The sequence below is a fragment of the Streptomyces shenzhenensis genome (assembly GCF_021462265.1).
In the GTDB taxonomy this organism is placed as follows: domain Bacteria; phylum Actinomycetota; class Actinomycetes; order Streptomycetales; family Streptomycetaceae; genus Streptomyces; species Streptomyces shenzhenensis.
Genome location: NZ_JAJONF010000014.1, coordinates 110639 through 136172, shown reverse-complemented (window position 1 = coordinate 136172; position 25534 = coordinate 110639). Strand labels below are relative to the sequence as shown.

The 25534-nt window shown below is 73.1% G+C and carries 19 protein-coding genes and 1 pseudogene; 10 read left to right on the top strand and 10 right to left on the bottom strand.

The window, feature by feature from the left end:
- Positions 1-73: 73 nt before the first annotated feature.
- Complete coding sequence (locus LQ326_RS19945) at positions 74-2884, bottom strand: lectin (RefSeq protein WP_234538545.1); 2811 nt, start codon at positions 2882-2884, stop codon at positions 74-76.
- Positions 2885-3445: 561 nt separating this feature from the next.
- Complete coding sequence (locus tag LQ326_RS19940) at positions 3446-4189, bottom strand: TetR/AcrR family transcriptional regulator (protein ID WP_234538543.1); 744 nt, start codon at positions 4187-4189, stop codon at positions 3446-3448.
- A gap of 309 nt (positions 4190-4498) precedes the next feature.
- Here LQ326_RS19940 and LQ326_RS19935 point away from each other — a divergent pair, with 309 nt between their 5' ends.
- A complete protein-coding gene (locus tag LQ326_RS19935) occupies positions 4499-5161 on the top strand; it encodes a Tat pathway signal sequence domain protein (protein WP_234538541.1) in 663 nt (220 codons plus the stop codon).
- Positions 5162-5362: 201 nt separating this feature from the next.
- On the opposite strand, the gene LQ326_RS19930 is transcribed toward LQ326_RS19935, so the two are convergent.
- From LQ326_RS19930 to LQ326_RS19920, 3 genes are read right to left on the bottom strand one after another with little or no spacing between them, the layout of a single operon-like run.
- Positions 5363-6967, bottom strand: a complete 1605-nt coding sequence (locus LQ326_RS19930; RefSeq protein ID WP_234538539.1) for an FAD-dependent oxidoreductase — start codon at positions 6965-6967, stop codon at positions 5363-5365.
- Entirely contained in the window at positions 6964-7695 is a 732-nt protein-coding gene (locus LQ326_RS19925; protein ID WP_234538538.1) for a methyltransferase domain-containing protein, read from the bottom strand. The genes LQ326_RS19930 and LQ326_RS19925 overlap by 4 nt, the downstream gene beginning before the upstream one ends.
- A gap of 37 nt (positions 7696-7732) precedes the next feature.
- Positions 7733-8923 (bottom strand): lycopene cyclase family protein, encoded by a 1191-nt coding sequence (locus tag LQ326_RS19920; protein WP_234538536.1) that lies wholly within the window; start codon positions 8921-8923, stop codon positions 7733-7735.
- An 899-nt stretch (positions 8924-9822) separates the two neighbouring features.
- Between LQ326_RS19920 and crtI the strand changes: the two genes are divergently transcribed.
- The 4 genes and pseudogenes from crtI (at position 9823) to LQ326_RS19900 (ending at position 14040) form a co-directional block, all read left to right on the top strand.
- Positions 9823-11355 carry a phytoene desaturase family protein gene (gene crtI / locus LQ326_RS19915; RefSeq protein WP_234538534.1) on the top strand — a complete coding sequence of 511 codons (1533 nt, stop codon included), beginning with the start codon at positions 9823-9825 and terminating at the stop codon, positions 11353-11355.
- On the top strand, positions 11352-12353 hold the full coding sequence (locus LQ326_RS19910) for a phytoene/squalene synthase family protein (protein ID WP_234538533.1): 1002 nt from the start codon (positions 11352-11354) through the stop codon (positions 12351-12353). The genes crtI and LQ326_RS19910 overlap by 4 nt, the downstream gene beginning before the upstream one ends.
- Positions 12350-13345 (top strand): annotated as a pseudogene (locus LQ326_RS19905) (Rieske (2Fe-2S) protein); the annotation flags it as partial. The gene LQ326_RS19910 and the pseudogene LQ326_RS19905, both read left to right, overlap by 4 nt.
- Positions 13346-13557: 212 nt before the next feature.
- The gene (locus LQ326_RS19900; RefSeq protein ID WP_234538532.1) at positions 13558-14040 is read left to right on the top strand and encodes an MSMEG_6728 family protein; all 483 of its coding nucleotides are present in this window, start codon (positions 13558-13560) and stop codon (positions 14038-14040) included.
- Between the two features lie 311 nt (positions 14041-14351).
- Here the strand turns inward: LQ326_RS19900 and LQ326_RS19895 are convergent, their stop codons facing one another.
- Positions 14352-15221, bottom strand: a complete 870-nt coding sequence (locus LQ326_RS19895; RefSeq protein WP_234538531.1) for an oxygenase MpaB family protein — start codon at positions 15219-15221, stop codon at positions 14352-14354.
- A gap of 209 nt (positions 15222-15430) precedes the next feature.
- Here LQ326_RS19895 and LQ326_RS19890 point away from each other — a divergent pair, with 209 nt between their 5' ends.
- Complete coding sequence (locus LQ326_RS19890) at positions 15431-15604, top strand: hypothetical protein (protein ID WP_234538530.1); 174 nt, start codon at positions 15431-15433, stop codon at positions 15602-15604.
- Positions 15605-15632: 28 nt separating this feature from the next.
- Here the strand turns inward: LQ326_RS19890 and LQ326_RS19885 are convergent, their stop codons facing one another.
- Both LQ326_RS19885 and LQ326_RS19880 read right to left on the bottom strand, forming a co-directional pair.
- Entirely contained in the window at positions 15633-16751 is a 1119-nt protein-coding gene (locus tag LQ326_RS19885; RefSeq protein ID WP_234538529.1) for a Gfo/Idh/MocA family protein, read from the bottom strand.
- Positions 16751-17548 carry a sugar phosphate isomerase/epimerase family protein gene (locus tag LQ326_RS19880; protein ID WP_234538528.1) on the bottom strand — a complete coding sequence of 266 codons (798 nt, stop codon included), beginning with the start codon at positions 17546-17548 and terminating at the stop codon, positions 16751-16753. Before LQ326_RS19880 ends, LQ326_RS19885 begins: the two co-directional genes overlap by 1 nt.
- Positions 17549-17630: 82 nt before the next feature.
- On the opposite strand from LQ326_RS19880, the gene LQ326_RS19875 reads away from it, so the two are divergent.
- Together LQ326_RS19875 and LQ326_RS19870 are read left to right on the top strand one after the other, a co-directional pair.
- Positions 17631-18293, top strand: a complete 663-nt coding sequence (locus LQ326_RS19875; RefSeq protein WP_234538527.1) for a TetR/AcrR family transcriptional regulator — start codon at positions 17631-17633, stop codon at positions 18291-18293.
- Positions 18290-18628 (top strand): hypothetical protein, encoded by a 339-nt coding sequence (locus tag LQ326_RS19870; RefSeq protein ID WP_234538525.1) that lies wholly within the window; start codon positions 18290-18292, stop codon positions 18626-18628. The genes LQ326_RS19875 and LQ326_RS19870 overlap by 4 nt, the downstream gene beginning before the upstream one ends.
- A gap of 114 nt (positions 18629-18742) precedes the next feature.
- On the opposite strand, the gene LQ326_RS19865 is transcribed toward LQ326_RS19870, so the two are convergent.
- Positions 18743-19684 carry an amidohydrolase family protein gene (locus tag LQ326_RS19865; protein ID WP_234538523.1) on the bottom strand — a complete coding sequence of 314 codons (942 nt, stop codon included), beginning with the start codon at positions 19682-19684 and terminating at the stop codon, positions 18743-18745.
- 60 nt (positions 19685-19744) lie between these two features.
- A complete protein-coding gene (locus LQ326_RS19860; protein WP_234538521.1) occupies positions 19745-20008 on the bottom strand; it encodes a DUF2630 family protein in 264 nt (87 codons plus the stop codon).
- Between the two features lie 250 nt (positions 20009-20258).
- Between LQ326_RS19860 and LQ326_RS19855 the strand changes: the two genes are divergently transcribed.
- Positions 20259-22031 carry an ABC transporter ATP-binding protein gene (locus LQ326_RS19855; RefSeq protein ID WP_234538519.1) on the top strand — a complete coding sequence of 591 codons (1773 nt, stop codon included), beginning with the start codon at positions 20259-20261 and terminating at the stop codon, positions 22029-22031.
- Positions 22032-22408: 377 nt separating this feature from the next.
- On the top strand, positions 22409-25429 hold the full coding sequence (locus LQ326_RS19850; RefSeq protein ID WP_234538517.1) for a glycosyl hydrolase: 3021 nt from the start codon (positions 22409-22411) through the stop codon (positions 25427-25429).
- Positions 25430-25534 lie beyond the last annotated feature (105 nt).

The window sequence follows — 25534 nt, the reverse complement described above, 5'->3', positions numbered from 1 at the left end:
GCTGCGGTCCGGACACACGGGAACGTGCTGCGCGAGTCGTCCGGGCGGGGCCGTCGACCACCCCGCCGATGCCTCAGCCCGGCAGCTTCCAGTTCTGGGCCGCCGTACCGTTGCACGTGTACAGCTGGAGCTGGGTGCCGTTGGCCGTCGAGGAGTTGGGGTCGTCGAGGCACAGCTTCGACTCGGGATTGACCAGCGATCCGCCCGTTCCGGGGGTCCACTGCTGGGCGCCGGTGCCGTTGCAGGTCCACAGCTGGATCAGCGTGCCGTTGGTGGTCCCGCTGTGATCGGCGTCCAGGCATTTGCCGAGGGCCCGGACAGTTCCGTCGCCGGCGACGATCCAGTCCTGGGCGTACGTGTTGTCGCATCCCCAGATCTGGACGTGGGTGCCGTCGGAGGTGCTGGAGGACGCGTCGTCCACGCACAGGCCGGAGGCCACGGCGGAGACGAGGGTACCGATCCGCGGCGAAGCCGGTGCCGTGGTGTCGCCCGGATACGACGGCGGAGCCGCGCTCGCTCCGGTCGCCCACGACGTGTTCGCGCCGCTGCCCAGTGTGAAGTCCAGCGTGCCACCGGCCGTGACCGCCGTGGTCGGTGCGTAGGCGTTGTTCCACGCCGTGCCGTTCCACGCCGCGGACTGCACGTAGGGGGCGTTGTCGGCGGCGCCGTTGCCGTTGACCGTCAGCGTCTTGCCCGAGGGAAGGGTGACCACGGCCTGCGTGAACAGCGGAGAGCCGAGGGCGAGGTCGGAGGTTCCGGGCGTCTCGGGGTACATGCCGAGCGCCGACCACACGTACCAGGCGCTCATCGCGCCGAGATCGTCGTTGCCGTCGGCCAGGCCGCCCGGGGTGTCCGACCAGATCTGGTCCTGGATCGCCCGCACCGTGCCCTGCGTCTTGTAGGGCTGCCCCGTGTAGTCGTACTCCCACGGCAGTTCGATGCTCGGTTCGTTGCCGACCCAGGCGTAGCCGCCCGCGCCGGTGTAGCTGCGCAGCACGGTGTCCAGGTAGTGGTTCATCGCGGTGTCGCCGCCCTTGGCGTGCGCCAGGCCGCCGATGTCGAACGGGACCATTCCGGTGTAGATCCACGAGTCGGCCTCGACCATGTCGGTGCCGCTGGTGGGATCGAAGCCACCGGTCCACGAGCCACTGGCGTTACGGGGCTCCACGAAACCGGAGGCCGGGTTGAGCACGTTGCGCCAGTCCTGTGCGCGGTCGGCGTACGTCTTCTGGTCGGCGGTGTCGCCGAGCGCCCCGGCCATCGCGGAGAGCGCGAAGTCGGCGGTGTCGTACTCCAGGGTGGTGGCCACGGGGCCGTAGAAGTTGCAGCAGCCGTAGCTGCCGTCATGCGGCAGGTATCCCGGCGAGTTCAGGTAGGCGAGTCCGGGCCGGTCGTTGTTGGTGGTGCTCGCCTGCCTGACCAGGTCGGCCAGGGCGGTCGTGGCGTCGAAGTCCCGGGCTCCGAAGGCGTAGTAGTCGGCGAGGACGGCTGCCGCCGGGTCACCGACCATGACGTACGACTCGCCGTTGTTCTCGGACCACTTGGGGAAGATCCCGGTCTGCGTGTAGTCGTCGACCATCGACTGCGCGGTGTCGGAGGCCGCCTGGGGCGCGACCAGGGCTTCGAGCTGGGCCTGCGAACGGTAGATGTCCCAGCCGGAATAGTTCGCGTACACGGCGCTGTGGCCGGCGTCCACGGTGTGCGTCTTTCCGTCGAAGCCGTAGTACTGGCCGTTGGTGTCGCTGATGACGTTCGGGTGCAGCAGCGAGTGATAGAGCGCGGTGTAGAAGCTCTGCTGCTGCGCGGTCGTGCCGCCGGCGATCTGGACCTTGCCGAGTGCGTTGTTCCACGCGTTCTGTGCGGCGGTGCGGGTCGCGTCGAAGTCCCAACCAGCGTTCTCCGCGGCCCGGTTGGCGACCGCGTTCGCGACCGACACATAGGAGAGGCCGACCTTGGCCTGCACGACCGGATTGCTCGTGGTGTCGAAGGTGACGTATCCGTTCGAGGCGGCGGCGCCGGGGGCCGCGCTGTCCTTGCCCGGCTTCGTGGTCGTGGTCGTCGTCGACGTCGTGGACTTCGGGTCCGCGGTGGCCGGGTTCTTTCCGTGCAGTTCCGGCCTGTTCGGCTTCTCGGCGGCGTTCTGCGACGCCCGGGCCGACGCCGGGGAGGAGGCGGTCGCCGCCTTGGCCACGGAACTGCCCTGCGAGGCGAACGGCCGGTCGAAGACCATGTCGAAGTAGACGGTGTACGTGTTTCCCGCGCCGCAGAAGTGGCCGCTGGTCACCTGCCCGCTCACCTCGGTGCTCGACACCTTGGTGAACTGTGTCGACGCGGCTCCGTTCTGACTGCCTGTCAACTTGAAGACCAGATTGGCCTGGCTGGTCGCGGGGAAGGTGAAACGCGCCATGCCGCTGCGTGTCGTGGTGGTCAGCTCGGTGGTCACCTGGTTGTTGAGCGTGACCTTGTACGACCCTGCCGACGCCGACTCGGCACTGTGCGAGAAGGCGTCTGTCGCACCGGTGTTCACGGCTCCCACCGTTGGCAGCACCGGTATGTCACCCGCCGCGCCACAGCCGGGTCCGGCGATGTGGGTCAGGCTGAAACCGGTGATCGACGAGTCGTTGTACTCGTAGCCCCCGCCGTCGGGACGCGACGGGGTGTCCGGGCTCCACTGGACCATGCCGAACGGGACGTCGGCCCCGGGGAAGTCGTCGGCCTGGTTCGACGTGCCGATGAACGGGTTGACCAGAGTCGCCGGCGCGGTGACGAGCGCGGCCTTCCCGGCCGCCCACGCAGGCGTGCACAGTCCGGCCGCGGCCAGCGCCGCGGCGGCGAGGAGACCGATCGCCGTGGCTCCGGGAGGTCTCAACTGTCGTGTCGTCACGGGGTTCTCCTCTGCTCGGAGTCAAGGGCCGACAACGTTGTCTTCCGTGTCGAGCACGCAACCCGGGCGATGAGCGGCCTTGCCGAGTGCCTGGACGCCGGGGGTTGACAACGTTGTCCACCCATGGGACGAGGTACCTGGAAATCGAGCGCTTCGACGGGGCCCAGGGGCTGCGGACACCCGGGGGCACAGGGGGAGCTGCCCCGTGAAGCTAGCTACAAGACAGGAACATGTCAACGACGCGGGCCGACAGGCGTCCTCGTCTTGCGGCTCGCCGAGCAACTCGCGAAGCGGTGTCGGGGCAGGAGTCATCGGTTCGGCACGGGCTCCCGCGCCCCGACGCGGCGTCGACAGCCGTGCAGGCGAAGGACCGGGCCCGGATCAGGGCGTGTCCGGAGTACCTGGTTCCGCCGGTACTTCGGAGCGGTGCCCGTGGCAGGAACGGTGTTCCGGCCGTGCAGCCGGTGCCGGCCGGTGTGCGCGGCCGCCGGTATCGGCACCGCGCGCGGACTGGGCTGCGCCGGCCGCCTCGGCGGGTCCGCAGCGGTGGGCGTGTCCGGTTCAGGACTCCGGGTTCAGGCAGGCCGGGAGGGATCCCATGACAGGGGGCGGAGCGGTCAGGCAGGCGGCGGCACGTTCCGGGCCCAGGAACGGGGCGAGGACGGAGAAGGCCAGGCCGGGCAGCAGTGCGGGCAGTTCGGCGGTGCGGCCGGCGGCTATGCGGCGGTAGATCGCGGAGTACACGCCCCCGACCACCGTGTCGACCAACTCCTCCTCGGGAACGGGAAGTTCCAGGTCAGGGAGGTCGGTGAAGTAGTCCCGGAAGCGGGTCAGCAGGTGCTCACGGGCCTCTCGCCCGGCGGGGCCGACCGCGTCGATCTCGACGATGGCCATCGCCGCGAAGGCGGGTGCCTCGGCGAGGATCACGAGCAGGGCGCCCAGGCCGGCGCGCACCTGACCCGGCCAGTCGCCGGCCTGGGCACGGGCTTCCTCCATCGCGGCGAAGACCAGGGAGGTGCCGTGGTGGTGTGCGGCGAGGAAGGCGTCCTCCTTCCCCTTGAAGAGCTCGTAGAAGACCGGCCTGGTCACACCGGCCGCCTGGCAGATGTCGCTGACCCGGGTGCCGGCGTAGCCGACCTGGGCGACGGTGCGGACGAACCCGTCCAGCAGCCGGTCGCGTTGGTTGGCGGCGACGGCCTCGGGCGAGGCACGGCGCGGACCCCGCCGCAGCGAGCGCTCCGGGTCGCGGCCCTTGCGGATACCGGGCAACACCAGCGGAGGCGGCATCGGCGAACCTGCTGCCATTCCAGGCCCCTTCTCACGACCTTCACGTGTCACGCCTTGACGTTGAATACTCGTCAGGTTTACAACCTTCACAGGTTTCCTTCTCCCGCGACCTGCGGCGGACGACCTGCTTGAGCCGTCAGTGTCACGCACCCGCAAGGCGCCAACAAGTGCACCGGTGTCCCTGACGCCGGATCAGCCGTCAGCAACGCGTACCGGTCCGGCAGTCCCGCCATCCGGGACCGCCATGCCGGGCCGCCGTCCTTCGCCAATGTCCTGGACGGCCGCCCCTGCCCCGTACCACCCGCACGCCCGAAAGAGGACTCCCGCATGCGCAGCTTCGGTGTCTCCGCCTTAACCGTCACCGCCGCTCTGTCCGCACTGACCCTCCTTCCGGCCGGCTCCGTCTCGGCGGCCGGCTCCGTGCTCACCTACGGCAGCGCCGGCGGCAACGCGGTCTCCGTGGGCGACGTACTCACCGCGTCACTGGCGAGCGGCACCAAGGCCGCCCTCGCCACGACCAGCGGCGGCTCCACCGGCATCACCTGCACCGGCTCGTCGCTGTCCGCCAAGGTGACGTCGAACCCCGCCGCCCCGGGCACCGCGACCGAGTCCGCGACCTCCCAGACCTTCAGCGGCTGCACCAGCAACGTCACCGGTGTCACCGGCGTGCAGAGCGTCACCGTCAACAACCTGCCCTACACCACGTCCGCCGCCTCGGGCGGCAGCGTGACGGTGACCCCGGCCTCGGGCAGCACCATCCAGACCACGGTGGTCCTGTCCACCCTGCTGGGCACCGTCAACTGCGTCTACCGGGCGTCCGGTCTCTCCGCGGTGAGCTCCAACACCACCAACAGCCTGACCTTCACCAACCAGGCCTTCACCAAGGCGTCCGGTTCGTCCCTGTGCGCGGCCAGCGGATACTTCACGGCCGCCTACGCGCCGGTCGTCGACAGCAGCGTCAGCGGCTCCCCGGCCGTTTTCACCAACTGACCGCCGTCAGAGGGGACTGACGCCCAGCCGCGAGGTCCGGGCAGCCGCTCCCCCGCTCCTCCTCCGTACGGCGGGTACCGACCGCCTCGGTCAGTGCCCGCCGCACGGAAGCCGGCAGTGCGGCGCCCGGACGGGGCGGACGGCGTCGGCACCGCCCGGTGTCACCCGGTGTCACCCGGTGTCACCCGGTGTCACCCGGTGTCACCCGGGATCGGCGTACTCCCGTCCGGCGCCGCCGCCAAACCTTCGTCCTCCGGGCCGGCCGCGCGCCGCCAGGGCGCGAAGCAGTACGGACCGGCCGCCGTCCGGGACGGTCCACACCGGCTCCCCGCGCACCCCCCACCGCTCCAGCAGCGTGTTGGCGGCGAGGAAACCCGAGGTGGCCGCGCGTTCCATCAGGGCGACGGGCAGGCCGGTGCGGACGAGGTCGCCGGCGACGACGACGGCCGGGTCCGGGGTGCGCACCGTGGGACGGTGGGTGTACCCGCCGACGGGGAACAGGGGACAGTCCGCCCGCCACTCGTGCCGTGCGGCGACGACGTGGGCCCCGCGTGTCTCCGGGTACACCCGGTGCAGCTGCTCGACGAGATGCCGCTCGGTGCTGTGGCGGTCGGCGGCCGGTGGCACGGCGTAGGCGTGGAGTTCGACGACCGATCCCCCGGTCCGCGCCGCCCAGCGCCCCGCCTCGCCCTCCCACCGGGACAGGACGCTGACGTTGTCCAGCGCCCCGAAGCCGCTGGTACCGAGAAAGCCGGGCCGGGTGGGGTCGACGGGGCTTTGCAGCCACAGCCGGGACACCAGGAACGGCGCGGCCGTGCGCAGTCGCGCGACCCGGGCGCGCCACGCGGTGTCGCCGAGCCGCGGGGACCGGCTGACCACGGCTCGCAGACCACCGGCGTCCATGGCCAGCACGACGGCGTCGAAGTGCCGGGTACCGGTCGCGTCGGCCACGAGGTGGCCGCCGTCCGGGCCGGGATGGACGGCCTCGACGGGCGTGGCGGTGCGCAGTTCGGTGCCGTGCCGCGCCAGGTGGCCCGCCAGCGGTTCCCACAGCGCGACGGGGAACGGCTCACGGGGCACGTCGAAGAGCAGGCCCTCGTTCGAGCCGAGGAAGTAGATGTGGAACATCAGTGCCATCTCGGCCGCCGAGAGGTGCCGCGGGTCGGCGAAGAAGCTGCGGGAGAACACCTCGAAGGCCAGGTGCCGCGCGGCCGGTGGAAAGCCCACCGCGTCCAGGAAGGCGTCGGCGCTGACCTGGTCGAGGTCCTCGTGGACCCGGCTGGTGCGGACGTCCAGCAGGGGCAGCGCGGCGCCGGGACGCATGGACAGCAGGTCCCTGAGCCGGAACGTGGGGCTGAGCGCTGCGAAGCCGAGCGCGTTCCACGGGGGTGTGCGCGGTACGCGGCGGAAACTGTCGCACAGACCGCTGCTGTGCCTGAGCGGATAGTCGGGCAGGCCGGTCAGCATGCCCAGTGCGGGGTCCACCCGGCGCAGCAGTGCCCGCAGGTTGTAGTACTGGCGGAAGAAGGCGTGGAAGCCCCGGCTCATCGTGGCGCGGGTGCCGTCGGGAAGGGTGACCGGCCATCCCGCCACCCGGCCGCCGAGACGGGGATCGCGCTCGTACAGCACCACGCGGACGCCTCGCTCCGCCAGCACCGTGGCCGCGGCGAGACCGGCGATGCCGCCGCCGATCACCGCGGTGACCGGCGGATCGTCCCGGACCCGGTCCGTTCCCGGCCGGACCGGTACGGCCCGCGCCCGCCGGTCCCGGCTGCCTGGCGGCCCGCCGCCGGCGCGGCCGTTCACCGGGCACCCTCCGGGCGCCGGGGCGGCCGCCGGGCGAGGAAGGTGTGGGTGATACCCGTCTGCCAGCCCGGCAGCGGCAGCACGCCGACCCGGTCGAATCCGACCCGGCGCATCCGGTCCGCGAACGCCGGCGCGGTGTCGAACTCCGCGACACTGCGCCGCAGGTGGCGGTAGAGCCCGCCGTTGCCGGTGGCCGCGCCGAGCGGCACGATGACGCCCCCGCAGACGGCGGACCACACCGCGCGGTCCACGCGCCGCCCGCTGAGCGCGTATTCGTGCACCCCGAGCCGGCCCCCCGGTGCCAGCAGCTCCAGCACCGTGCGCAGGACCGCGTCCGGGTCGGCCAGGTTGCGGAACAGGTAGGCGGCGAAGACCGCGTCGAAGGGGCCGCGCACACCGGCCGTGCCCAGGTCTTCCGCCGGGGCGTGGACGAACCGCACCCGGGCCGGCCAGGTCTTGGCGGTGGCCCGGCGCAGCATGCCCGCCGAGGCGTCCACCGCGACGGTCTCCGCGAGCGGAAGGGCGGCGGCCAGGGCCGCGGTCGAGGCTCCCGTGCCGCAGCCGAGGTCGAGTACGCGGTGCACGGCGGCACCGGCCGTCAGGGCGAGGCGTCGGGCCGAGCGTCGTAGCTGCGTGTGGTAGCCCGGGTTGAGTGTCACCAAGCGGTCGTAGCTGCCGGCGCCGCGGTCGAAGGCTTCGGCGAGCACCGCATCGTGCAGCAGGGTCATGAGGAACTCCTCGGCGCCGGGTCGTCCGCCCGGCCGGTCAGGGGGCGGGCCGGCGGGGCAGCCACAGCAGTTCCGCCGCCGTGCGCAGCATCGGTGCCACGGGGGTTCGTACGCCGACCGCGAGGTCCTCGTGCAGCCGGGTGCGTCCGTCCAGGAACCGCAGCAGGCGGGCCGTGGGCACGTGGTCGAACAGGTGGCAGAAGAAGTCGGGTCCGTCGATGCGGCCGGTGTCCAGCGCGCGCAGGACGACGGCGTCCATCATCCGGGCGCGCCGCCGGTGGGGCGGCGGTGGAACGGGTGGGCGGTCCGCGCGGACGGCACGGGCGACGGCCTCCGTCTGCCGCTGGATCGCGGCGAAGGTGTAGCCGGTGGAGGGCCGCGTGCAGCCGCCGGCCGCGCCGATGCGGAAGACCGTGCGGGCGGTGGGGTCGGTGAGTACGGCGTCGGTCATCGGGATCATCCCCTGTTCCGTCGCCCGCACCTCCACCGGGCCGGTGTTCAGTACGTGCCGGGTGTAGTGCTCCAGCGCGGCGTCGTAGGCGTCGGCGGTCAGCGGGGCCGGGCCGAACTCGGTGTACTCGACCAGCGCGCTGTGCCGGCTGGTGGGCAGGACGTATCCGAAGGACAGTCCACGGGCCGGCTGCGGTGTGCGGAAGTCCATCAGGTCGGCCACGTCCGGGTCGAACACCGGCCGCCGGGTGCGGACGAACCAGCCGCGGAAGTGCTGGAGCAGGCGGGTGCGGGCGGCGGGCGGACGATGCGGGGGGCGGGAGTCGAAGACCCAGCGGGCGGTCATGCCGACTCGGGCCCCGAAGGCGTCCGTGGCCAGGACGCGCGCGGTGCCGTCGGGGTCGAGGGCGACCTCCTGGACGGTGGCGTGCAGCCGCCCGATCCTCGGCCGCCGCGCCAGGTCGTGTTCCACCAGCGCCTCGAAGTCACCGGACCGGATCATCTTGTAGCGGAACGGGGCGATGGGGCGCCGTACGGCGGTTCCGTGCCGGCTGTGGACGCGCAGCCAGCCCCAGGAGGCGGTCACCGCGCGGTCGTAGCGGCCGGGGCCCGCCTCCCAGTAGCACCACGTCCGCGGCGGTGCCCGCAGGGGCCCGGCCGGCGCGTCGACCAGGACGACGGACACCGCCGGCCGCCGGGCGGTGTCCGTCGGCAACCGGTGTGCCAGGGAAAGCCCCGCGGCGCCGCAACCGATGATGACGATGTCCGACTCGACCACGGCCTCCTCCTCGGCTCCTCCTCCACCGTCCGCCGGACGCGGCCGCTGCGGCGGAGTATTCCGCCCCGGCCCACCGGCGGACGTGCGCCACGCTGGCCCGCTCCCGCGGCGCCACCCACCGGCCCAGTGACCGACGGCCGGGAACACCCGCCGAAGCCAGGCCGGCCCGCCGTGACGGCACGTCTCCGACCGACCCGCCGGCGGATGTGCGCCATGAAAGGTCCGTGGCGCGACGCCATCCGCCGAACAGGTGGCAGGCCGGGGCATTCAGGGGCCACTTGGCGGCGGACCGGTCGGGGCGGGGAAGGCATCGGCGCGTGCGGTGCGTGGATCCCGCCGCGGGCGGACGGAACGCGGACAGCTCCGGGCGTCCGGCCGCGCGGGGCGATCCCCGGGTGGCCCCGGGGATCCGCGAGCGCGGCGCCGGACGGCCGCGCCGCGGTCGTCCGCGTGCGGTCCCGGCCGGACTCCGGACCGCCCTGCGCGACGAAGCCAGCCGGACGGGCCCGTCAGCGCCGGTTCGTACCGACGAGAGGAAGCGGGATGCCTACCAGCAGGACCCACGACGCTCCGGCCGGGACCCGGCGACCGCCGCTCGGCCCCGCCGAGGGCCGGCCGGGACCGCACGCCCCACGCCCGGCGGACCTGGACGCCGGCCTGCCGGCTGCCGTCGGGCACTGCCAGGAGCAGACCGTCGACGAGCGCCTCACCGGGGCGGAGGCACACCAGGCGGAGCGCTTGGGCGTCCGCGGCGTGCGGCGGCCGGCAGGTGCCGTTCCGCGCGAGCCTGCCGCGGGGCGGTCGCGGAAGTCGCCGCGGGCGGCGGGCCGCCGGTTCGGTCCGGATGCCCGCGCGGCGGGCGGCGGGCGCGAACTCCCGGGCACCGGGCGGAGACGGCGATGAGGACGGTGCGCGGCAGAACGGACCACGTCGTGGTGGTGGGCGCGGGCCTGTCCGGCCTGTCGGCGGCCCTGCACCTGCTGGGCGCGGGCCGACGCGTGACCGTCGTGGAGCGTGGCCCCCTGCCCGGCGGCCGGGCAGGACGACGCGACCTCGGCGGCTACCTCATCGACACCGGACCGACCGTGCTGACGATGCCTCAGCTGGCCGACGAGGCCTTCGCGGCGGTCGGCGAGCGCCTCGCCGACCGCGTCGACCTGATCCCGTTGCACCCCGCCTACCGGGCCTGCTTCGCCGACGGGAGCACCCTGGACGTGCACACCGACCAGGCCGCGATGGAGGCGGAGGTCGAGCGGTTCGGCGGAGCCCGGGAAGCGGCAGGCTACCGGCGGCTGCGCACCTGGCTCGAAGAGCTGTACACGGTGCAGATGCGCCGGTTCATCGACGTCAACTTCGACTCCCCGCTGAGTCTGCTGACGCCGGACCTCGCGCGGCTCGCCGCCCTGGGCGGCTTCGGCCGGCTGGACGCGCGCATCGCGCGGTTCCTGAGCGACGAGCGGCTGCGGCGGGTGTTCTCCTTCCAGGCCCTGTACGCCGGTGTGGCACCGGCCCGCGCCCTGGCCGCCTACGCCGTCATCGCCTACATGGACACCGTGGCAGGCGTGTACTTCCCGCGCGGCGGGATGCACGCGCTGCCCCGTGCCATGGGCGCCGCCGCTGCCGACGCCGGCGCCGAGCTGCGCTTCGGCCACGCCGTCACGCACCTGGAACGACGAGGGGACCGGGTGACCGCGGTCCGCACGGCGCATGAGCGCATCCCGTGCGACGCCGTCGTCCTCACCCCCGACCTGCCGGTCGCCCATCGGCTGCTGGGCCGCCGTCCGCGTCGCCCCCTTCCGCTGCGTTACGCCCCCTCGGCCGTCGTCCTGCACGCCGGCACCACCCGCACCTGGCCGCACCTCGCCCACCACACGCTGTCCTTCGGCGCCGCGTGGCAGCGCACCTTCGACGAACTGACCAGGACCGGCCGCCTGATGACCGACCCGTCCCTGCTGATCACCCGGCCCACCGCCGGCGACCCGGCTCTGGCCCCCGAGGGACGGCACCTGCACTACGTTCTCGCCCCCTGCCCCAACACGGAGGTCGGGATGCCCGGCGCGCACTGGGCCGAGCTGGCTCCCCGGTACCGCGACAGCCTCCTGGCCACCCTGGAGCGCCGGGGAATGACCGGAATCGCCTCCGCGATCGAGGAGGAGTGCCTGGTGACCCCCGCCGACTGGGCCGAGCAGGGTCATGCCGCGGGGACACCGTTCTCGGCCGCTCACACCTTCGCCCAGACCGGTCCGTTCCGCCCCCGCAACCTGGTGCGCGGCGTCGAGAACGTCGTACTGGCCGGCTGCGGCACCACCCCTGGTGTGGGCGTACCGACCGTGCTGATCTCCGGCAGGCTGGCCGCGGCACGGATCACCGGATCACCGTCCCCGCACCGCCGTTCGGCGCCTGCCCGTGCCGTGCGGGGCGGGAGCCGATGAGCCGCCGTGAACTCGACGCGGCCGGCATCACCGCCCCGGCCCTGCGCGACGCCTACGAGCGGTGCCGTCGGCTCAACGCCCGCCACGGCCGCACCTACTTCCTGGCCACCCGGCTGCTGCCCGCGGCGCGCAGACCGGCCGTGCACGCGCTGTACGGCTTCGCCCGGTGGGCCGACGACATCGTCGACGACCTCGGCGGGCCGGCCACGCCCGCGCAGCGCGCCCGAGCCCTGGACCGGCTGGAGGCACGGCTGCGGCAGGCGCTCGGCGGCTCTCCGCCGGACGGTGAACCGGTGGTCCTCGCCGTCGCCGACACCGCCGCCCGTTACGCCATCGAGCCGGCCCACTTCACCGATTTCATGGCATCGATGCGCAGCGACCTCACCGTCGGCGGGTACGCCAGCTATGACGAACTGCGCCTGTACATGCACGGTTCCGCCGCGGTCATCGGGTTGCAGATGCTGCCGGTGCTCGGCACCGTCGTGCCCCGGGCCGAGGCGGCGCCGCACGCGGCCGCGCTGGGGGTGGCCTTCCAGCTGACCAACTTCCTGCGTGACGTGGGTGAAGACCTGGACCGCGGGCGGGTCTACCTCCCTACGGACCTGCTCGCCGCGCACGGCGTCGACCGGGACCTGCTGCGCTGGAGCAGGAGCACCGGGTGCCCGGACCGGCGCATCACGGCCGCGCTGCGGGCCGGGGAGGACCTGACCCGGGCCGTCTACCGGCAGGCCGCACCGGGCCTCGCCATGCTCGACCCGGTGGCGCGCCCCTGCATCCGGGCCGCCTTTGTGCTCTACGGGAGCATCCTCGACGCCATCGCGGACGGCGGGTACGCGGTTCTGCACCGGCGTGCGGTGGTGTCCCGGCGCCGGCGGGCGGCCGTGGCCGCGGACGGACTCACCCGGCTCGCGGCCGCCCGGCTCGCCGCGCGCCGCCACGCCGGGTCCGCCCCCGCCCTCACCGGTTCCCGCCCGATCCCCGCCGAGGAGCCCGGATGAGCCCCGACCCGAGCCCGCGCAGGTCCTGCCACCCGTTGCGGCTGCGCCGCCGCCCCGTGCGCTGGGAACACCAGGAGCCCACCTGGCGGCAGGCACGGCCCGCCGTGATCGCGGGCGCGCTGCAGCGTGCCCTGGTCCGCCCGTCGGGCAACTGGTTCGTGCTGGGCGCCACCGCGGACGTCACGCCGGCCCGCCCGCTGTCGGGCGCCGTCGCGGGCACTGAGGTCGTCGTCTGGCGCGACGCGCGCGGACGCCTGGTCGGCGGCCCGGGGCAGTGCCCCCACCTGGGCGCGCCGCTGGCGGACAGCCCGGTGCGCTGCGGCACCCTGGTGTGCCGCTGGCACGGCCTGTCCCTCGACGGATCCGGGTACGCCGGCTGGGAGCCGCTGCCCGTCCACGACGACGGGGTGCTGGTGTGGGTGAGGCTGGACGCGGTGGGCGGTGAAGAGCCCACGCGAGCGCCGGTGGTGCCGGTCAGACCCGCACTCGCGGCATCCGTGCACGCGGTCTGGACGGGGGTGGGGACCTGTGAGCCGAGGGACGTGGTGGCGAACCGCCTCGACCCGTGGCACGGGGCGTGGTTCCATCCGTATTCGTTCGTGGACCTCAGCGTCGTCAGGGCACCCGGCGACGGCGAGGACGACGACGTCTTCGTCGTCGACGTCTCCTTCCGCCTCGCCCGGCGCGTCGTCGTGCCGGTGCGGGCGGAGTTCACCGCGCCCGAGCCGCGCACGGTGCTCATGCGGATCACCGACGGCGCGGGAGCGGGGTCCGTGGTGGAGACGCACGCCACCCCACTGGGCCCGGACGAACTGGGCCGGCCGCGCACCGCCGTGGTGGAAGCCGTCGTCGCCACGTCGAAGCGGCCCGGATTCGCCCTGGCCCGCGCTCTGGCGCCGGCCCTGCGCCCGCTGCTGCGCACGGCGGCGGGCCGCCTCTGGCACGACGACCTCGCCTATGCCGTTCGACTGCATGAGCTGAGGGAACGCGGGGGGAGGGAAACAGGGACCACGACGGCGAAGGACGCGGGCAGGGCGGACGAGGGGGACAGCGGCCACGGCGAGTCGGCGCCCCCGGCGATCACCGGGCGCGCGGAGGCCGCGGGCCGCGTGGCGGACGGCTCTCCTGAGGACGCGCGGCACCAGGCACGCGGCGCCGGGTCCGGCAAGCCGGCCGTGCCGCGCAAGAAACGAACCGGTGACTGATGCAGACGTTCCTGCCCGACCCCGACTTCCGGCAGACGGCGCTGCTGCTGGACCGGCGCCGGCTGGGCAAGCAGCGCGTCGAGGCACTGCAGGTCCTCCGCGGCCTGACCGTCCCCGGCTACGGATGGCGCCACCACCCGGCCGTACGGATGTGGACCGGATACGAGGAGGCGCTCGTGCGGTACGGCCTGGAGATCTGCCGGGTCTGGCGGGAGAAGGGACACCAGGACAGCTGCGCCGCCTCCCTGGTCGCCGGGTTCGCCGCGTACCGCCCGGGCGCCCGGGTGCGTGACCAGGCGGAACTGGCGGCCGCCGGGGAACTGCCGCCCTGGCTCGGCGACAAGGCGTTCCACGAGAGCCACCGTTCGGCACTCGTCCGCAAGGACCATGACGTGTACGCCCGGCTGTTCCCCGGGGTGCGCGACGACCTGCCGTACGTGTGGCCGTCGTCGGATCGCGAGGACACTCCCACCGGCCGGTGAGCCGCACCGCCGCCCCTCCCGCGTTCGGGTCCGGCAGGTCGGCTGTGGAGCACCGGCCCGGCCGTCCCGCTGCGCCCCGGAGTTCGACGCCGAGACCGCTCGCCGGCGGGCCGTCGCGGGCGGCCCGACCGCGAGAGCTCAGCGCCGTTCAAGCGGACGCGGCAGGTCCTCGGCCACGACGAGGACGCCCCGGACGCCACCGACGAGGACCGGTCCTGGCGCGAGATGCCGCTCACCGGGCCCCTCCACCGCTCCGGACACGGGGCCGGCGCCTCCCTGCCCTTCTCCGGTGCGGCAGTGGTGCGCGACCGTCACCGTCCGTCCGCTGTCCGCGTCCCGAGCCGGGGACTGCTCGTCGACGACGACGCGCCCGGTGGCGGGTTCATGGCCCAGCGGATGGTGCGGGTGAGCAGGTGACCGGCCGGGCGGACCGTGATGTCCTCGACGACCGCCAGACGCGGCAGCCGCAGCAGTGTCCGGGCCCAGGAGGGCAGCAGCGTCACGGCGTTGGCGGCCAGGACGCCGTACAGGGGACGGACCGGCAGGGGCAGCGGCGGTTCGAGGAGCAGGAAGCGTGCCGCGGCCCGGGCCTCGGGGGTGGCCCTGAGCTCGGGCCGGTAGGCGGCCAGCCGCTCGGTCAGCGCGCGGCGGTCGCGCGGCGGATCTTCGACTCCCAGTGCCTCGGCCACTCGCGCGGTGTCGGCCACATAGGCGTCGTACCCGGCCCGGTCGAGCGGGCCGGAACCGTAGCGCTCGTGCGCGCGCAGGAAGCACTCCGTCTCGGCCGCGTGCACCCAGCCGAGCAGCCGGGGATCGGCCGCGTGGTACGGCTCCCCCTCCGGCGTGGTCCCGCGCACCCTCTCGTGGATGCCCCGCACCTGCTCCACGGCCGCCCGGGCGTCGTCCGCCACGCCGTAGGTGGTCACCGCCAGGAAGGCGCTGGTGCGTTGCAGCCGCCCCCACGGGTCCCCGCGGTATCCGGAGTGGGCGGCGACGGCGGCCATCGCGAGTGGGTGCAGGGACTGGAGGAGGAGGGCGCCGAGTCCGCCGACGAACATCGACGCGTCGCCGTGGACGACGCGGATCGGACGCCCGGGAGCGAACCAGCGCGGGCCGGGGGTGTCGTGGATGCGGGCGCGGACCGCCGCTCCGTCGGGGCCCGCCACCCGACGGAAGATCATCGCACCCAGGGACCCACGGACATCCGGCACCACGGCTGACCGCCCTTCCTCGGCTCCTGCATGGTTTCACCGGCCGACAGTCCTGTCACCCCGCCCCCCTGCCGGGGGCCGGGCCGCGGAGAGGGCCGGCAGGGCGGTGCGCCGGTCTCCGGGCTTGTGAAGGGAATGTGCGGGCAGACGGGATGCGAGCTGCTGAAAGGAGACTGACCATGCTGGGCCTGGTGGGAGCGGCGTTGTTCTTCATCGCCTTCCTGATCAATGCGGCGGACATCCGCACCAACGACGTGTTCACGTCCACGAACGTGATGCTGCTGGGGCTGACAGCCCTGGCTCTGCACCTGGCGGGCGTCGGCACGGGCTGGAGGTACCGCGGCCGGCGCTGATCGGGGATCCCCGGGCGCCGGCCCTCGGTCACAGGGTGGCTCCGTAGGGGTCCCGGTCCTCGGGGACGAGCGGTATCTCGGGTGCCGCGCTGCCGATGTGGACGGTCTCGCCCAAGGTGACGGCCTCTTCGATGGCCATCATGACGTCCAGGACGTGGTAGCCGAGGTCTCCGGTGGCGATGTGCGGGTGCCCGCTCCGGATGGCCCGGGCCATGTCCAGGACTCCCAGCCCGCGGCCGCCCTCGGCACCGACGGGCGGGACGGTGTCCCACTCCGGGTCCCGGCCCGGCTGCGGCACGCGGGTGATCCGCACCTCGCCGGCGAAGGTGTTGGGGTCGGGCAGGGCCAGCGTGCCCTCGGTGCCGGTGATCTCGACGAACCCGGTACGGGTCAGCGGGGAGTCGAAACTGAACACGCTCTGGCCGACGCCGCCGCTCTCGAACTGGGTGAGCGCGGAGACGTGCGTGGGTACGGCGACGGTGAACTCGGTGCCCGCACGCTCCCCGCTGCGTATCGTACGGACCGTGCGGGCGGTCGAACCGAGCGCGGCGACCCGGGAGACCGAACCGAACAGGCAGACCAGGGCGGTGAGGTAGTAGGGCCCCATGTCGAAGAGGGGGCCGGCGCCCTTGGCGAACAGGAACTCCGGGTTCGGGTGCCACAGGTCGGGTCCGGCGTACTGCATGACGGTCTGCGCGGACAGCGGGGTGCCGATGTCACCGCGGGCGATCGCGCGGAGGGCGGTCTGGAAGCCGGGGCCGAGGATCGTGTCGGGGGCGACTCCGACCCGCAGGCCGGCCTCGGCGGCCTGGTCGAGCAGGGCTCGTGCGTCGGCGCGGTCCACGGCGAGGGGCTTCTCGGACCAGACGTGCCTGCCCGCCGCGAGGATCGCCGAACTGACCTCGGCGTGCACGGCGGGCACGGTCAGGTTGACGATGATCTCGGTGTCCGGGTGGGCGAGGACGTCCGCGGCCGTTCCCCACTCCGCCACACCGTACGCGCGGGCCTGGGTCTCGGCGCGAGCGGTGTCGAGGTCGCCCACGACGGCCACGCGCAGGTCGGGGTAGCGCGTGAGGCTGGTCAGGTACTGGTCGCTGATGTTGCCGGCGCCGATGATGCCGACGCCGACCGGGTTGTGTGCCGTCATCAGGCGATGCCCTTCCCCTTCAGGTAGGAGATGCCCGTCGCGATGCCCTCGAAGATGTCGCCGTCGTAGTGGTCGAACTCGATGACGGCGTACTCGGCGTGCGGTGCCGCGTCCAGCGCGGCGGCCAGCGGGATCTGTCCCCGGCCCGCCGCGACCTGGCGGGTGTCGGCGGGGTCGAAGGGGGCGCCCGAGGTGAACGGGTCGTCGATGACGGGTCCGTCCTTCACGTGCAGGGCGCGTACCCGGGAGCCCAGCCGGTCGAGGAGGGCGACGACGTCGTTGCCGCCGGCCGCGGCCCAGAACAGGTCGATCTCCAGGGCGACTTGCGGGTTCAGGAGGTCCGCGAAGCGGTCGAAGGCGTTGACGCCTTCGACGGTGTGCACGAACTCCTGGGAGTGGTTGTGGTAGCCGACCCGCAGTCCGTGCTCGGCGGCGCGCTCGGCGGCTTCGTTGAGGAGGGCGGCGGTGCGGGCGATCTCCTGCTCGTCGGCCCACCGGGAGGCGGGCACGAACGGGTCGAAGAGGATCTCCACGCCCAGGCGCCGGGCGGCCCGGAACGTGTCGTCGAGGTCGGTTGCGGAGGCGCCGTCGGGCGACAGGAAACCGGCGTGTCCGGTCCGCGCGGACAGGCCGTGCCGGGCGAGCGCGTCGGCGAGCTCGCCCGCGCGGTGCACGAAGCCGAAGGCTTCGACGTTGGTCAGTCCCAGGGCGGCCAGCCGGCCCAGGGCGGCGTCTTCGTCGGCCTCCAGGGCCTGGCGTACGGAGTAGAGCTGAACCGACAACTGTGGTGTCGACAAGGGGAACTCCTCTCGTGGCGGACAGCCGGGAACAGAATACCGACAGGGGTGCTGGTTTCTAGGGGTCGTTAGCATCTTGTTCATGGCAAGGGATACGGCGCGGCCGGAGGCGGCCCCACGGAACTACCCCAAGGGGGAGCGCCGGCGCGCCCAGATCATCGAGGCCGCGGTCGCCGCGTTCGGGCAGGTGGGCTACCGCAACGCGAGCATGGTCCAGTTGGCCGCCGCCTGCGGTGTCTCGCGCGCGGGGCTGCTGCACCACTTCCCGACCAAGGAGTCGCTGCTGGAGGCGGTCCTGGAGGCACGCGACCGCCAGGACGGCGAGCACTTCTTCGAGTCGGGCGCGCTCAGCCACGACGGCCTCGCGTACTTCGCCAGCCTGATCAGGCTCGTCGCGCACAACCAGGCCAACCCCCTCATCGTGAGTCTGTTCGCGGTGCTGTCCAGCGAGGCGACCGCGGCGGACCATCCCGCGCGCCCGTACTTCGTCGCGCGCTACGAACGGACGCGTCGCGAGATGCAGTCGGCCGTCGACGACCTGGCGCGCCGCGGGTTGCTGCGCCCGCACGTGGACGCGCCGCGGCTGGCGGCGGATCTGATCGCGTTCGTCGACGGTCTGCAGGTCCAGTGGCTGCTCAGCCCGGACGAGATCGACATGCCGGATCATCTGCGCGCGATGCTGCGCAGCCTCATCAGCATCGAACTCCCCGAGGGCCCGCCGGAACTCCCCGGGAAGGTGGAGTGAGCGTGGACGTGTGCGAGGCGGTGGAGAGCCGCCGGGCCGTCGGGGCGTTCAGCGAACCTCCGGTACCGCGCCGGGGGGAGGGGGTGTTCTCCCTGCCGCCCGAGGCCTTCCGGCCCGGTACGAGCGGACGGGCGGCCGGCTCCGCGTCTGCCACGCCGGCCCGTCCGGACGTCCTCGCCGACGACCTGGCGTGCCGCCGGGACGACGTGCGCGCACACCTCGGCCGGCTCCCCCGCGCCCCCTTTCCCGACGGCCGTGTCGTCCTGGTCGGCCGTGCGACCGTCACCGACTCCGTGCTCGCCGGCGGGACGGCTTCCGGCAGCCCGTCGTACTGACCGACCGCGGCGGCGGGCCTGACGGAGTCGGTCGGCTCGTTCGAGAAGCGGGAGGCGGGCGTCATCGCCGCCGCGCCCGTGCATCCGCCGGACCGAGCGACACCTGACACCCGGTCACATCCGGAACAGCCGGGCCGCGTTGTCGTGGCAGACCGCGCGCAGCCATTCCGGTCCCAGGTCCAGGCGTTCCAGTGCGTGCAACTGGTGCACGTACGGATAGGGGATGTTGGGGAAGTCCGAGCCGAGCAGGACCCGGTCGCCCAGCGCGGCGACCCTGGGCAGGGCGCGGCGCGGGAACGGCATGAACCGCTCGGTGAAGTCGGTGAACGCCATCGTGGTGTCCAGCCGCACCTCCTCGTGGCGTTCGGCGAGGCCGAGGAAATCCTCGTACTCGGGCATCCCCAGATGCGCGACGATCAGCCGCAGCCGCGGATGCCGCGCCAGCACCCGGGCGATCGGCCCGGGGCCGGTGTGCTTGCCGGGCGCGGGACCTGAGCCGCAGTGGATCACCACGGGGACCGCGGCGTCGGCCAGCAGGCCCCAGGTCTCGTCCAGGAGTTCACCGGCCGGGTCGTACCCGCCCACCTGGACGTGTGCCTTGAACACCCGGGCGCCCTTCTCGACGGCCTCGCGGACGTACGTCTCGACGCCGGGCTCGGGGAAGAAGGTCGCCGTGTGCAGGCAGTCCGGGGTACGGCCGGCGAAGTCGGCGGCCCAGGTGTTCAGCCAGGTCGCCATGCCGGGCTTGTGCGGGTAGAGCATCGAGGTGAAGGCACGGACGCCGAACTCCCGGAGGAGGGCGGCCCGTTCCTCCTCCGCTTTCCGGTAGGTGATCGGCCACTCGAGGCCGCCGGTCAGCGGCCCGTTCGTGTCGAAGTAGCTCCACACCTTGTGCAGGACCCGCTCGGGCATGAAGTGGGTGTGGACGTCGATCAGGGCCGGCAGGCCGAGCCGCTCCCGGAAACGTCGGATCTCGGCGGCCTCCTCCCCCGGGGCCCCGTCGCTCGCGGGAGCGTGCCGGGCGGCGTCGGCCGGTACCGTTCGTTGATCGTTCATACCGCCCACGATCGGTGCCGGCACGCCACGAGTCCAGCCCCTTCCGGCCGAGCGCGGCCCTCAGGACAGGTAGCCCTCCACCTCTGACGCGGGACGGACGTTCGCCGCACCGGGGTCCTGCCCCGCCTCGATCCTGGCCCGGCGCTGCCGGAGCAGGTCCCAGCACCGGTCCAGCTCGGTCTCCAGATGTGCCAGGCGGGCGTGCTCGGTCGGCTCGTCGACCTCCTTCCGCGCCAGACGATCACGCAGATCCCTCTCCTGGCTGATCATTTCCGTGATGTGGCCGAGGATCTCCCTCTCGGCCTCGGCCTCGGACCCTGTCATGGCTGCCCCTCTCCGGACGACGCGACGGACGACGGTGCCGACGGGGGCGTCCGTCCATCCGTGCGCCCCTGTCCCCCTCACCACCTTCTCTCACCCGTGCCTCGAACGCACCGGAGGGGGTGCCCGGTTTCCGGCCCCGCCGAAAGTCCCGCGTCTGCGTCACCCGCCCGGTGTACGGTGGCCCGCGAACTGGGAGAAAGCGATTGCTACAGCTCAGGGACATGGCAGGGGCAGGGGAGGATCACCGCCGATGGCGTCGACGTCGGAACGGCCGCTCGACCACCGCTACCGGGGCGAACACCCGGTCCGGACACTCGCCTATCTGCTGCGCGCGGACCGCCGGAAGCTGGCGGCGGCGGTCGGCGTGTTCACCGTCAAGCACAGCCCCGTCTGGCTCCTGCCCCTGATCACCGCGTCCGTGGTGGACACCGTCGTCCAGCACGGGCCCGTCTCCCGGCTGTGGACGGCCGTGGCGGTCATCATGGCGATCCTGCTCGTCAACTACCCGCTGCACGTCCTGTACGTACGGCTTCTCTACGGCAGCGTCCGCAGGATGGGCACCACACTGCGCTCCGCGCTGTGCACGCGGATGCAGCAGCTGTCCATCGGCTACCACTCCCGGGTCAGCGCGGGCGTGCTCCAGGCCAAGGTCGTACGGGATGTCGAGACCGTCGAGCAGATGGTCCAGCAGACCGCCGAGCAGGGGCTGGGCGCGCTGACCGTGCTGGCCGGCGGACTGGTCATCATCGGCGTGCGCACACCGCAGTTCCTGCCGGTCTTCCTTGCCGTGGTGCCGGCGGCGACCCTGCTCGTGGCCCGGCTGCGGGCGCGGCTGCGGACCCACAACGAGCACTTCCGGCACGAGGTGGAGACGCTGTCCTCGCGGGTGACCGAGATGACGCGGCTCATCCCGGTCACCCGCGCCCACGGCCTGGAGCGCAAGGCGCTGCGCCGGATGGACGGCACCCTGAGCCGGCTGCTCACCTCCGGGATGCGCCTGGACCTGGTCAACGGCCGCTTCGGCTCGCTGGCCTGGGTGGTCCTGAACGTGATCGGCGTCGCCGTCCTGGCGGCCGCCGCGCTGGTGTCGTACTACGGGGTGTGGGGCGTCACGCCCGGCGACGTCGTCATGCTGAGCGCGTTCCTGACCACGCTCACCAACTCGACCACGACGCTGACGAGTCTGGCACCGGTCATCACCAAGGGTCTGGAGTCGGTGCGTTCGGTGGGCGAGGTGCTCCAGGCACCCGAACTGGAGGACAACGAGGGCCGGGAGGAGGTCACCGCCGTCCGTGGGGCGGTGGCCTTCGAGCGGGTCGGTTTCGGCTACGAGGACGGCGGGCGCCCGGCTGTCGCGGAGTTCAGCCTCGATGTCGTCCCGGGCGAGACGGTCGCCCTGGTGGGCGCCTCGGGGGCCGGCAAGTCCACCGTGCTCAACCTCGTCATCGGGTTCATCCGGCCCACCTCGGGCCGGCTGCTCCTGGACGGCGTCGACATGAGCCGCCTCGACCTGCGCACCTACCGGCGGTTCGTCTCGGTCGTGCCGCAGGAGTCGATCCTCTTCGACGGCACGGTCCGGGAGAACGTCGCCTACGGCGTGGAGGACGAGGCGGACGAGGCGGCGGTGCGTACCGCGCTGCGGGACGCCAACGCGCTGGAGTTCGTGGACCGGTTGCCGCAGGGCCTGGACACCGTGGTCGGCGAGCGGGGCGCCCGGCTCTCCGGTGGCCAGCGTCAGCGCCTCGCCATCGCACGGGCGTTGATCCGGGACCCGCGTGTCCTGGTGCTGGACGAGGCCACCTCGGCGCTGGACACCCGCTCCGAGGCGCTGGTGCAGGAGGCGCTGACCCGCCTGCTGCACGGCCGTACCACGTTCGTGGTCGCCCACCGGCTGTCCACCGTGCGCGGCGCCGACCGCATCGTGGTGATGGACGACGGGCGTATCCGCGAGATCGGCACCCACGAGGAGCTGCTGCGCCGCGGTGGCGCCTACACCGCGCTGCACGGCGGGCAGGTGGCCTGACGGGTCCGCTCCATGACGTCCCGGACGGTCCGCTCGCCGGGCACGGCAGCTCCTCAAAGGCAACTTGCCTCACCACGACGGAAACTGACAGGACATCAGTTGGCGCACCGACGCCGTCGCCGTCCTCGGTGCCGCATTCGAGCCGGCCGGCGGGGCCCGCTGGAGCCGGGGCGGGCCGGGCGAAAGCGGGACGCACCGCACGGCCGGACGGCCCGGGGGCTCCGGCGATCCGCATCAGTCTTTGCTCTGTTGAATCGTTGTCGTACCTCTTGACCTCGATTCGAGCCCCAGATTACGGTTCCCGGGCCTACCTGGATTGAAACGATTCAACCCAGGATGGGTCCCTAACCGCCCTTGGAACCACATGGGGTTGAACCATGCCCGAATCCTCCTCACAGCGCGGTGGGGCCACCCGCCGATCGGTGCTCGCGGCCGGTCTGTCGGCCGCCGCCCTCGCCGCCTTCGGACCGGCGGCGGGTGCCTTCGCCGCACCCGGCGGTGCCGAGGCCGCCGGGGCCGCGCCCGCCGCCGACTGGTTCGCCCAGCCGGCCAAGGCCGTCCGGCCGAAGTTCCGCTGGTGGTGGCCGGACGGGCTGGTCGACCCGGCCGAGATCGCGCGGGAGATCGACCAGATGGCGGACGCGGGATTCGGCGGGGCCGAGATCGCGGCCGTGCACCACAGCATCACCGACACCTCCGTCCTGGACACCGCCCGCCACGGCTGGGGCAGCGCCGCCTGGCGCGACGGCGTGAAGGCAGCGCTGCGCCAGGCGGCCCGGCGCGGACTGACCGTCGACCTCACCCTCGGCCCGAGCTGGCCCGTCGCCGTACCGGGCGTCACCCCCGACGACGCCGCGGCGGCCAAGGAACTCGTCTACGGCAAGGTGACGCTGACGGGCGGTGCCGGGTACGACGGCCCGGTGCCGGCCTCGGTCTACCCGGCCGCCTCCGGAGTGACCGTGCAGCAGTTGCTCGCGGTCCAGGCCGTCCGGGTCAACACCGCCTACTCCAGCGGCAAGGCGACCGGTCTGGACGCCGCCAGCGTCACCGACCTGACCGCCCTGGTGTCCGGCTCCAGACTGACCTGGACGCCGCCGGACTCGGCCACCTGGGTCATCCTGGCCTACTGGCAGCGGGGTTCGGGTCAGCAGCCCGAGGCGGGCCCGCACTCCTCCCCCGCCGCGTACGTCGTCGACCACTTCAGCGCGGCCGGTACCGGGGCCGTCACCCGCTTCTGGGACCGCGAGATCCTCGATCCCACCCTGCTCAGACTGCTCGGATCGGCGGGCGGCGCCTTCTTCGAGGACTCCGTCGAGCTGGAGACCAAGGGCCTGCAGTGGACGCCCGCGCTGCCCGACGCGTTCCGCCGGCACACCGGGCGCGACCTGCTGCCGTACCTGCCGGCCGTCGTCCTCGACAACGGCAACCAGATCTTCGCCTTCGAGGCCCGGCTCACCCAGGAGATCCGGCACGACTTCTGGGAGACCGTGTCCCACCTGTTCAACGAAAACCATCTCGGCGCGCTGCGGGAGTGGGCGCACGGCCACGGCATGAAGCTGCGCTCGCAGCCGTACGGGCTCCAGACCGACGCCATCGCCTCGGCGGCCGTCCTCGACATCCCCGAGGGCGAGTCGCTCGGCTTCAAGAACCTCGACGACTACCGCTGCCTCGCCGGCGGCCGTGACATGGCCGGCCACCGCATCCTGTCCTGTGAGGCGGGCGCGTACTCGGGCGGTGCCTACAACACCACCTGGGACAGGTTCCTGCGCACCATGGGCGGCGCGTACGCGGCGGGTGTCAACCAGACCGTGATCCACGGTTTCTCCTACGCCACCGCACCGGGCGTCGCCTGGCCCGGGTTCGCCGCGTTCAGCCCCTACAACGGCGCGGTGGGGTACGGCGAGTCGTGGGGCCCGCGCCAGCCCACCTGGCAGCATGTCCCGGACATCGCCGGCTACCTCGGCCGCGTGCACCAGGTGCTCCAGTCCGGCACCGTCCGCGCCGACATCGCCGTCTTCCGGCAGACCGGCTACAGCGCGACCGGCATCGGCGCGTCCTGGCTCACCTCGACCGGCGTCCCGCTCGGCTGGACCCACCAGTTCCTCAGCGGGCCGCTGCTCGACCTGCCCTCGGCCACGGTGTCCGGCAAGCGGCTCGCACCGGACGGCCCCGCCTACAAGGCGCTGTTCCTCGAAGGCGACTTCTTCTACGGCTCCAGCCCGACACTGGCCGTCGCCGACGCCCGCAGGCTGCTCACGTTCGCCCGAGCCGGGCTGCCCACCGTACTGTTCGGCGCCTTCGACCAGGCCCTCACCCCGGGCCTCCCGGACGACGGCGAGACCGACGAACTCCGTGCTCTCACAACCCAGTTGCTGGCCCTGCCGAACGTCCGGCGGGTCACGGACAAAACCCTGGTCGGCGCGGCCTTCGCGGACCTCGGGGTGACCCCCGACGTGTCCTACGCCGCCTCCTCCACCCTCCTCAACGCGCACCGCGCGACCGACGACGCCGACTTCTACTACTTCTGCAACGGCAAGCACGCCGAGACCGTCAAGCCGGCGGTCGCCACCATCGACCACGCCGTCACGGTGCACAGCACCCGGCGCGCGGGGTCCGGGACGGTCCCCTACCTGCTGGATCCCTGGACGGGCCGGGTCACCCGGCTCGCCGAGTACACCCAGGACGGGGACGCGTTCACGTTCCGGGTGGCGCTCCAGCCCGGCGAGACGCTCGTCGTCGCGCTGGCGCGGCCCGCGGCTTTCGGGGACCGCACCGGGGCCCGTCCGCACGTGGTGGCCACCGACGCGGACAGCGTGCTGTTCGCGGACGGTTCGCCGGCCCTGCGCGCGGCGGCAGGCGGCACCTACACCACCACCCTGTCCGACGGCCGCACGGTCACCACGCAGATCCCCGAGGTGCCCGTGCCGCTCACGCTCGACCAGTGGACCCTCACCGTCGACGACTGGCGGCCCGGCGCCGACGCCACCAGCACCGAGATCGTCGGGCACACCCTCACCCTCGACGCGCTGCTGCCCTGGTCCCAGATCCCGGAACTGGCCGACGTCGGCGGTGTCGGCCGCTACCGCACGACCGTGACGCTGCCGGAGACCTGGACCTCCTCGACGGGCGCCGTGCTGCGGCTCGGCAGCGTCAGCGACACCTGCCGGGTCAGCGTCAACGGCACCCGGCTCGATCCCGTCGACCGCCTCAACCCCGTGGTGGACCTGGGCGGTCTTCTCCGGCCCGGCTCCAACACGGTCGAGGTGGAGGTCGCCACCCCGCTGTTCAACCGGCTGCGGGTCAGCAACCCCGCCGTGTTCGGGACGGCGACGCGCCAGGCGTACGGGCTCGTCGGCCCGGTCCGGCTCGTCCCCTACGGCCAGCGGACGGTCGTCTGAACCACTCCGGCGTACCGGGACGGGGTGCCGCAGGGGGACGAGGAGACCGGTCGGCGTCCCCGCGATCCCCGCTTCGCGCCACTCGGTACCCTCCGCTTCGCCCGC

Excerpts from the sequence above, each read along its gene's own strand:
- LQ326_RS19910 (WP_234538533.1), top strand. The coding sequence starts at position 11,352 with ATGAGCCGCCGTGAACTCGACGCGGCCGGCATCACCGCCCCGGCCCTG.
- LQ326_RS19940 (WP_234538543.1), bottom strand. The coding sequence starts at position 4,189 with ATGGCAGCAGGTTCGCCGATGCCGCCTCCGCTGGTGTTGCCCGGTATC.
- LQ326_RS19885 (WP_234538529.1), bottom strand. The coding sequence starts at position 16,751 with ATGACGGCACACAACCCGGTCGGCGTCGGCATCATCGGCGCCGGCAAC.
- LQ326_RS19900 (WP_234538532.1), top strand. The coding sequence starts at position 13,558 with ATGCAGACGTTCCTGCCCGACCCCGACTTCCGGCAGACGGCGCTGCTG.
- crtI (WP_234538534.1), top strand. The coding sequence starts at position 9,823 with ATGAGGACGGTGCGCGGCAGAACGGACCACGTCGTGGTGGTGGGCGCG.
- LQ326_RS19850 (WP_234538517.1), top strand. The coding sequence starts at position 22,409 with ATGCCCGAATCCTCCTCACAGCGCGGTGGGGCCACCCGCCGATCGGTG.
- LQ326_RS19865 (WP_234538523.1), bottom strand. The coding sequence starts at position 19,684 with ATGAACGATCAACGAACGGTACCGGCCGACGCCGCCCGGCACGCTCCC.
- LQ326_RS19925 (WP_234538538.1), bottom strand. The coding sequence starts at position 7,695 with ATGACCCTGCTGCACGATGCGGTGCTCGCCGAAGCCTTCGACCGCGGC.
- LQ326_RS19890 (WP_234538530.1), top strand. The coding sequence starts at position 15,431 with ATGCTGGGCCTGGTGGGAGCGGCGTTGTTCTTCATCGCCTTCCTGATC.
- LQ326_RS19875 (WP_234538527.1), top strand. The coding sequence starts at position 17,631 with ATGGCAAGGGATACGGCGCGGCCGGAGGCGGCCCCACGGAACTACCCC.
- LQ326_RS19860 (WP_234538521.1), bottom strand. The coding sequence starts at position 20,008 with ATGACAGGGTCCGAGGCCGAGGCCGAGAGGGAGATCCTCGGCCACATC.
- LQ326_RS19935 (WP_234538541.1), top strand. The coding sequence starts at position 4,499 with ATGCGCAGCTTCGGTGTCTCCGCCTTAACCGTCACCGCCGCTCTGTCC.
- LQ326_RS19855 (WP_234538519.1), top strand. The coding sequence starts at position 20,259 with ATGGCGTCGACGTCGGAACGGCCGCTCGACCACCGCTACCGGGGCGAA.
- LQ326_RS19895 (WP_234538531.1), bottom strand. The coding sequence starts at position 15,221 with ATGATCTTCCGTCGGGTGGCGGGCCCCGACGGAGCGGCGGTCCGCGCC.